This is a genomic window from Kitasatospora sp. NPDC059747, from assembly GCF_042732955.1.
Lineage (GTDB): Bacteria > Actinomycetota > Actinomycetes > Streptomycetales > Streptomycetaceae > Kitasatospora.
Genome location: NZ_JBHWGV010000248.1, coordinates 1 through 4,071, shown reverse-complemented (window position 1 = coordinate 4,071; position 4,071 = coordinate 1). Strand labels below are relative to the sequence as shown.

Annotated in this window: 2 protein-coding genes; both read right to left on the bottom strand. The window is 43.2% G+C overall.

Annotation, left to right across the window (positions count from 1 at the left end; translation table 11 throughout):
• On the bottom strand, positions 1–425 hold a 425-nt coding region (locus ACFV4G_RS43135), incomplete at its 3' end, for a hypothetical protein (RefSeq protein ID WP_380449081.1).
• A 1,596-nt stretch (positions 426–2,021) separates the two neighbouring features.
• Positions 2,022–4,071, bottom strand: a 2,050-nt coding sequence (locus ACFV4G_RS43130) for a hypothetical protein (RefSeq protein WP_380449079.1), incomplete at its 5' end; no start/stop codon positions are given.

Here is a 4,071-nt window from a genome sequence, read left to right as displayed (position 1 = left end):
TTGATGGCCTTGGCGCTTTCCAGACCCAATACAAAACCTTCGGCTTTGCCGCCTGCGCGGTTCAGGTCTTCTTTGGTGTCAGCACCGGTGATGGCGTCGAGGAGCTTGATGGCCTGAGGGCCTACGCCTTTTGGGAGGCTGATTTGGTCGATGCTCATTGGGATGCCTCGGATGAGATGCGGGATGGGGTGGTGCGGGTGAACGAGGTCATGGGCGATACCTTGAGATTGAGGTCGGTAGCGCGTGGAACCACTGCCGGGGGTGGCATGGTAGACCGGTATGGGAATTAAAGGGCTGGTTTCGGCCAAAAGCGGTCGTTCCCACGCTGCGGCTTTCGACCCATAGCCGCCGATCAGAAGCACCCCGACTAGGTGAAAAATTTTTCTATAACTTACTTGAGTTGAGGGCGGCGGAATGTATTCCATCGTGGTATGAGAAGTCTTCAGCTAGGTGCGGTTAAGCTTGGAAATCCCTGGTTCTGAGGGTTTTCAACGCCCACAAGCAGTATGGCTTGAGGTATAGTCAGAGTTGCCAGTGAATCCAGCACTTGGCTTGTCGCCGGTTCAAGTTGCTCGTTCCGCTCGCAGGACGGGCAAAAGCTTAATAATTAAATCTTATAATTTACTGAGCAGGAAATAAGGACATTTAGATGCCTACAACTACATGCAGCAATAATGAGTGCGGCCAAAATATAGAGTTTGATCTGTCCGCCCTGGAAATTGAAGAGTCAGAGTCATCTGGGAACCATACCACGCAGTACTCCGGCTCCGGAACTATTGAGTGCAAAAATTGCGGTTCAGAAACTGAGGTTAGCTGTATTTGGGATGTATTGGATGATACAGGTGAAGTTCTAAGCTTTGAAATGCGTTAAACGCAAAGCCTAGTTGGGCGTGGCCGGCATCCGAATACAGCATTCCTCAGTCGGCCACACAACTAGACGGATACTAGTGTCCCGCACGGTTAATTTGCTTATCTATTTAAATGATGTCACTCAATCATTTCTGGAATTCATAATAACAAACTATTCGATCGGGACACTAGTCAGCGTGGGTGGTTCCGTGCGCATCAAGACTTATTACGGTACTGAGTTGTCTTTGATGAGCTGCGTTCCGGAGTTGAGCAGACCATTTCGAGAACAGTGGAACGGAAAGTGTTCACTAGCGAATGACTGCTAACGGCCATATCCGGACATTCGTGGCAGGCACAAAATAGCCACCGTGAGTAGCTACGGTTGCAGACCCCCAGCCCTTAGAAATGGCAAGCGTATCGGAGTCGTACTCAATCCTTCTCAGAGCCGCAGCGACCGCATTTCATGTCGCAGATAATTGATTACCTGCGACAGACTCACGCGACGCAGCGAAGCTTTATCCTGCGGTGCGAGCGCATCGTCGCGTAACTTAGGAATAACGCAAAAACCGATTTGAGGTGAAAAGCAGCTATCGTTTTACAATGTGCATACCTGCCGGTATCTCTTTCAGGCTTAAGTCTCCGCTTTTTTCAGTATGACTTTTTAAAGAGAGTGTCGTGAGCAGCGTCTCTCCTATATTTGTGAAGACCAGATTTATAATAAGCTGTCTATGGAAGCTCTGGCTTAAGATATAAGATAACTCTCCGCTTTGTTGCGGAAATGTATATGGTGTATATGACGATTCCAGTAGCCATTGCATTTAACACCAAAAATATGGAAGTCCAGTTCGCTGAGATTGTCAGCGTAATTTTTTGCTTGTCGATGTTCTATAGCAGTGAGTGTCGTGATTAAATATTAGAGGGTATCACCTAGAAGTATTGTTCGCGGTCGCGACTATGACAGGCTGAGTTTTCCAAGGCGAGTAAATTAAATCGAACGTTGAATTGCCTCTAGCTAATCGGAGAGTATGCTACCGATTTGCGTTAGATATTGAGGATATTGCAAGCGGAGTCAACATATAGCCATTCTAGATGGCTATATGTTAGGTAATGGTGTTGAGTTGCTAAGTCTACAATTTTTAACTATCAGGGATGATTAATAAATAAAAGTAAAGCTACTGATCTGTAAATTCGCGTTTCGGTATGACCGTGTTTGGAATATTTCCAAATTGAACAAGGCTTCGTTTTTTGCCGAACTCGTGTTTGGCATATCCGGTTTTTAACAGTAGTCTTATTTCGTTGAGTTCAGTTGCCGTTGCAAAGTCAAATTTGTATGTTTTTCGAAGAGCTAGAACGGTATTGAATAAATAGAATGAATTTTTTGGTAAAGAGTAAATATATTCTTCAACATGCTTCTTCCAGTCTTTTGGGCGCTCGTATATTATCAAAAGCATCAAGTCGTGCTTGATAAGAGGGTCACTTTCTGAGCTTAGCGCGTCGTAGAGAAGTGGAGCTATTTTGTTCGAAAATAGATCGTCAGTGAACAGATTTACTATGTTGTTCGGGTTTGATAGGAATAATGATTTTATCCTCTGCTCTTCGGTTTTTCCAAAGTTGCCTCCTAGAACAAAACCTTGCCCTTCAAAGGCGGCTGTCCCATTTATTGCGAGACGTGGGGAGAGGGCAAAAAGAATTAATGATACTTGCTTCCATCCGCGTGTTATCTGTTTGAGTAGGTTTCTCTTAATGCTTGGTTCTACATAGTCGCTATTTCTGAGCGCTCTTGAGCTGGCCTTGATTTTTTGTATTAAAATACTCAGGGTGAATTCGTCAAGAAGATATTGAATTCGTTGATCATACGGCCTCAGTTGGTTATAGTTTCTGTCGGCATGCTCATCTTTGAGTAATTCCGGAACCTTAGGACTAGCGAGGTTTTCGTTAATTAATTTTTCAGCTTCAGCTACAGAGTCAGCCGAAGGATTCCATGTGACCGAATCCAGAGGGTTAAGATCAATTGATAGCCCGGACTTTTCCTCGAAAACACCACACGCCTGAGATAAATCCTTGGTCAACTTCTCCAGCACCTCACCACGATCTCTGTCTATACCTGTATAGAACTCAATTATTTCTGGAAAGGAAGCATAGCTATCTTTGTTTAGTATGTAGTCCTTGAATTCTACGTTCGCATACATTCTGCGTGCTGCAAAATAATATATCCAGTAAGTTGCCCTGAAGCAAAACTCATGATTGCTTTTTGTGATTATGTTGTTGCTGTATAATGTGTCAAATACTACTGAAACTTCTAGGTGAAGCAGCTTCTCTACGCAAAACGACTCAATGTCTTTGAGGAAATTATCCCTGGTAAAGGTTTGTGTTTTCGACCGGATAAGTGACTCGCAAAACCTACCCAAGGCATATTCACAATCCTTCAGGTCAGGCCTCGTTTTGTAGGTTGGTAACTCATCTAAATTAAATAGCGCAAAGAGTACCATCTCGATCATTTTTGTCCTGTTTACAGGACTTTCGTCTAGATTTGTTTCGGAAACCTTTAGTAGAGTAATGCAGTTGAGCGGCGTCCTATGAATATTTAATGCATCAAGTTCGCGAAGTATTTTTTCCAGTAATGCGTTTTCTTCCCCAACGTTTCTAGCGTCGTTATATCCACAAACAACTTTTCTGACTTGACTGCGTGGCAAGGCTAAAAGATAGAGTGCGTCGAAATCTCTATTTATATTTTCGCTAGGCTCTTCTTGCTGAAAAGGTAAGTCCTCTGTCGTCTGCATTACTATCACTGGAATATCTTTGTATTCGTAACAAAGATTTCGCAGAAGCTTTTTAGAGCCTGTGTCCGTGTTTTTCCATGAGTCAATAATTATGCAGTCTATATTTCTTTCGCCAACGCCTAGAGCGTTGGTTTCCTTCTGAACTGTTCTTTTTATGTCATCGCGCTTAGCTGTATTTGCATTTATCTTAACCCATGTTTTTCCTCGCTTCCATGCTTCAAGAACTAAGTAATTAGCGAGGCACGTCAAACCAAATTGAGGTGGGGATTTAATTATTAAAGACGAGGGTTTAGATAATATCTCTTCAGTTTTGACGCGAGCGTCATAGTTGTCTTTTGTTTTTTCAGTTATTGATTCTTTTTTGCTTAATACAGGTTCCACCCATATCGCAGGCTGATTTGAAAATATTTTCAATGATTCATTTAGTCGATGCTCTAATATG